At 68.9% G+C, this 3,829-nt stretch carries 6 protein-coding genes; 1 reads left to right on the top strand and 5 read right to left on the bottom strand.

Annotation, left to right across the window (positions count from 1 at the left end):
• Positions 1–7: 7 nt before the first annotated feature.
• On the bottom strand, positions 8–181 hold the full coding sequence (locus VF330_RS06140; RefSeq protein WP_330850518.1) for a DUF397 domain-containing protein: 174 nt from the start codon (positions 179–181) through the stop codon (positions 8–10).
• 17 nt (positions 182–198) lie between these two features.
• Positions 199–1,011, bottom strand: coding sequence for a helix-turn-helix transcriptional regulator (locus VF330_RS06135; protein ID WP_330850517.1), 813 nt, complete (start codon positions 1,009–1,011; stop codon positions 199–201).
• 55 nt (positions 1,012–1,066) lie between these two features.
• Between VF330_RS06135 and VF330_RS06130 the strand changes: the two genes are divergently transcribed.
• On the top strand, positions 1,067–1,342 hold the full coding sequence (locus tag VF330_RS06130; RefSeq protein WP_330850516.1) for a hypothetical protein: 276 nt from the start codon (positions 1,067–1,069) through the stop codon (positions 1,340–1,342).
• Positions 1,343–1,344: 2 nt separating this feature from the next.
• Here VF330_RS06130 and VF330_RS06125 read toward each other — a convergent pair whose 3' ends face one another.
• The 3 genes from VF330_RS06125 to VF330_RS06115 all read right to left on the bottom strand — a co-directional run.
• Positions 1,345–1,887 (bottom strand): 3'-5' exonuclease, encoded by a 543-nt coding sequence (locus VF330_RS06125; RefSeq protein WP_330850515.1) that lies wholly within the window; start codon positions 1,885–1,887, stop codon positions 1,345–1,347.
• A gap of 22 nt (positions 1,888–1,909) precedes the next feature.
• Positions 1,910–2,614, bottom strand: coding sequence for a hypothetical protein (locus tag VF330_RS06120; RefSeq protein ID WP_330850514.1), 705 nt, complete (start codon positions 2,612–2,614; stop codon positions 1,910–1,912).
• A partial coding sequence (locus VF330_RS06115) for a vWA domain-containing protein (protein WP_330850513.1) occupies positions 2,601–3,829 on the bottom strand: 1,229 nt, incomplete at its 5' end. The genes VF330_RS06120 and VF330_RS06115, both read right to left, overlap by 14 nt.

Genomic DNA, 3,829 nt, shown 5'->3' with positions numbered 1-3,829 from the left:
GACGTCATCAGCCTCTGATCTCGTCCTTGACCATCGCGAGGAACGCACCCCAGGCGGGCGCCGCGACGGTGGCGTCCGCCCGGCCCTTCGAGTCGCGGATGCGGGCGGATGGGCCGTCCACTGCGATCTCCACGCAGTCGCCATTTCCGCCGCCGTTGCTGCGGCTGCTCTTTCGCCACACAGCAGACACGTCGATCCCTACCTCTCGGCGGCCAGCCTCCCGATCCACTCGGCTGACTCGTCGGGAGTCAGGGCCAGCTTCGAGAGGTGCTTGAAGACCAGCTTACTGGCCTTCACCCGTTCGGCGTCCTCGACGTGAGTAGCGCCTGCCGGGTGCTCGACGTAGAGCACCGACATCTCGCCCGGGTAGGCGAAGTCCAGCAGAGTGAACGAACCGTTGTGACCGTCGTGCAGACCAGCGGTGTCCAGAAGCACCTGTACCCGGACGTTGGGCTGTTGGGCCATCTCGCTGATGTGCAGCAACTGATTGCGATCCGCGTGACGGAACGCAGGCTCGACGATGATCGAGTGGTACTCAAGAGAATGATCACCGGCCAAGCGCTCCTGGCGTCTGGTTCGAATCGCGATCTGGTTCTCGATCCATTTCCGTGAGTGCTGGATCTGCCATCCAGAGAAGACCGCGCGCATGTAGTTCTCGGTCTGCAGCAAGCCCGGGATGTAGCCGAGCTGGAGCGCACTCACCTTGGTCGCGTCGTGTTCCAGGCTGATGTAGCCCTGGTCGTCGAGCCCGTAGGGACGCCACCACCCCTTCTCGCTCGCGCGCTCCCACATGTCGATGAACGGCGCCTCCTCCGAGACGACCACGCCGTAGAGGTCGAGCATCGCGCGCATGCCGTGGTACTCCGGCAGCTGGCCGTTCTCGATGCGGCTCAGCTTCTGGTAGTTGTACCGCAGCCGGTACGCCGCGTCGCGCTGGCTCAGCCCGGCCCGTTCGCGCAGCCTCTTCAACGCCTCACCTAGGCGCACCTGCCGGAACGTGGGGTCGGACATGTCCCGAACGTTACGGGCGGGATCTGACATTCGTGAATCACGGTGGCGGGGTCTGATGAGGACCGTCCACCTCATGGAGTACGTCCACAGCATCCAGTACCACCGGCGCGCCGGGAACGGCCGTCTCACGCTCGCCTACGTCGAGGCGGTGCAGGATCATGGCTGGTACATAAGGAAAGAAGCCGACTGGAAGTCCCGCTACACCATCGCCTGCGCCACGGAGTACCTGACGCGCGTGTCAGCGGACGCGGGCACGTTCGCCATCACCGTGTGGCGGGGCGACGACCGCGTCTGCACGGTCGGGATCGACTGGAATCCCTCGAACAGGTGATCTCACCGCCGGAGCAGACCTGCCAGCAGGCCCGCGATGTTGTACGCGTCGTCGTGCCCGCGGTGGTGCGTGCCGTCGATCCGGCGCCCGGTGAGCCGCACCGCCTCGGCCATGCCCACCTCCCGCGGCAGCGCGTGCGCCAGAGCGAACAACGTCTTGACGTTGACGTGCCGAGGTCCGAACGGATAGCGCACGCCGAAGTCCGCGCACTGCCGTTCGAACATCTTGCGGTCGTAGTCGCCGTAAGACGCCCAGACGCGGCGGTCCGACCGGAACTCCTTGCGCAGCAACGCACACGCCTCGGCGAACGACACGCCGTCGGCGACCTGCGAAGCCGTCAGCGTCGTCAGCTCCGTGCAGAAACGGCTGACGGACGACCGCGACGGACGCACCAGCACCGAACGCCGTTCGCCGCGGACACCGGAGGACACCGTGAGCGGGCAGATGCCGATCTCGATGATCTCCGACACCTCGCCGGGAGGCGGCGAGCCCTCCCAGCACGTCGACTCCACGTCGACGACCAGCACCTCGTCCAGAGCGATCACCCTGAGATCGTCCCCCACGCGTCTACTGGAATACGACGACCGGCAGCACGACGATCTCGCCGGTGGCCGCGTTCCACGACTGGACCTTGCCGAGGCAGCGGGCGTTGAACTGGCCCGGTGGCAACGTGTCGCGCAGGCTGGCGCGGTCGCACTCCACGCGCACGCGGTGTTCGCCGACGGGCGCGACCAGCACCACCGAGTCGCCCTCGCCCGCCTCGAAGCGGCCGTGCAGCGACACGTAGTCGCGGATGTCGTTGAGGCGTCTGGCTTTTCCTCGCCGCCAGGCGTCGTCCGCGGTGATGGTGCGGGTGTTCAGGTCGACGTCGACGACTCCGTGCGCGGCGCGCAGGCCGGCCAGCACGACGCCGATGACGTCGATCTCCGTCGCGGGTTTCTCGTAGGTGTCGGTGTTCTGCTCGACGACCGAGCCGTCGACGCCGATGCCGAACTCGCTCGGGCCCACCTGGAGCTTGCCGCCCTTGGTGACGGTGATCTGCTTGACGAACTGCCGGGTGACCGCGTCGTCGTAGCGGCCCACCTTGCACAGGTTGATCATGCGCTGGGCGTGCACGTAGAACAGCAGGCCGGGCACCTCGGGTTCCGGGGCGCCGCGCCGCAGCCACCGCCAGGCGAGCACCACGACCACCGCGAACGCCAGCAGCGTCGCCGCCCACAGCAGGATCCAGCCCCACGAGACGGACCACCAGAGCGCTCTATCGACATCCACGGATCTCTCTCACCGCCTCCAGCAACGACTTCGCGCCCGCCTCCACGAGACGGCCGCCGCTCGCCTGCGCCACCCGGTCCAGCTCCGCCGTGGAGGCCTCGCCGAACCGGATCGGGTACACCGGCACCTCGCCCCGCCCCACCCGCAGGAACTCGTCCACGGACGGGCCCGCGTTGTTCTCGCCGTCGGTCATCAGCACGACCGTCGTCTCCCCGCGCGCCGATTTCAGAGCGTGCTCCAACGCAGCCCAGATCGCGGTGTTGTCCTGCAGGTCGTCGGACGCGACGACGGACAGCAACGCGTCGAGGTCCTGCCGTCCGCGCACGGTGACCGACCGCTCCTCCAGCACGGTGCCGGCGAACCGGACGATCGTGACCGTCTCGCCGACGTAGAAGCGGTCGAACCCGTTCAGCGACGCGAAGGCCTCGCGCAGCCCGGCGATCCGCGGGCCGCGCATGGACGTCGAGTAGTCCAGCACGAAGACGACCTGACGGCCCTCGCCCGCGCGGTCGTGGAACAGCAGCAGCCGGTCGATCACCTCGGAGCTGTCCGGGAAGTAGAGCGCGGTGCCGAGGTCGGCGCGCAGCTCCTCCTGCCGCACGACGGAGGGGTCGACGGGACGGCGCCACCGGTCGGCCAGCATCTTCTGCGCCGGGGACGACCGCAGCCACTCCACCACCCGGTCGTAGGCCTCCCGGCGCGCGGGGTCGACGAGCACCAGCGGGTAGTCCGACAGCACGATCCCGTCGCGCGGGTAGACGATCTCCAGCGGTTCGACGGAACCGGAAGCGTTGAGCGCCAGCAGTTCCGACTCGTGTGCGACCAGTCCGTCCACATCGGACCGGCGCGCGAACTCGCCCGCCGGGTCCGGCACGTCGAACGCCCGTCCGGCGAGGAATCCCTGCAACCGGTCGCAGCTCACGTCCTCCGGCCGCAGCGGCGCACCGGTGCCCGCGGCCGCCGTCGCCACGCCGATCAACGCGGCCATCCCGCGGCCGGACACCCGCGGGTCGGCCTTGCCGTAGCGGAACTCCCCCACCGCGGCGCGGTCCGCGATGTCCGCCCACGTCGGGTGCTCGCCCAGCGCGGCCCGCTTGGCGCGCCTCACGCCGAGCACCACCGGCGAGGTCATCACGCTCGTCGCCAGCTCGGGTTCGGCGCCGCGCAGCCGCAGGAACCGGGTGGTGGACAACCAGGCCAGGTCGAACCCGGCGA

The sequence above is a fragment of the Lentzea sp. genome, assembly GCF_036380075.1.
GTDB lineage: Bacteria > Actinomycetota > Actinomycetes > Mycobacteriales > Pseudonocardiaceae > Lentzea.
This window is presented reverse-complemented; position numbering and strand designations above follow the sequence as displayed.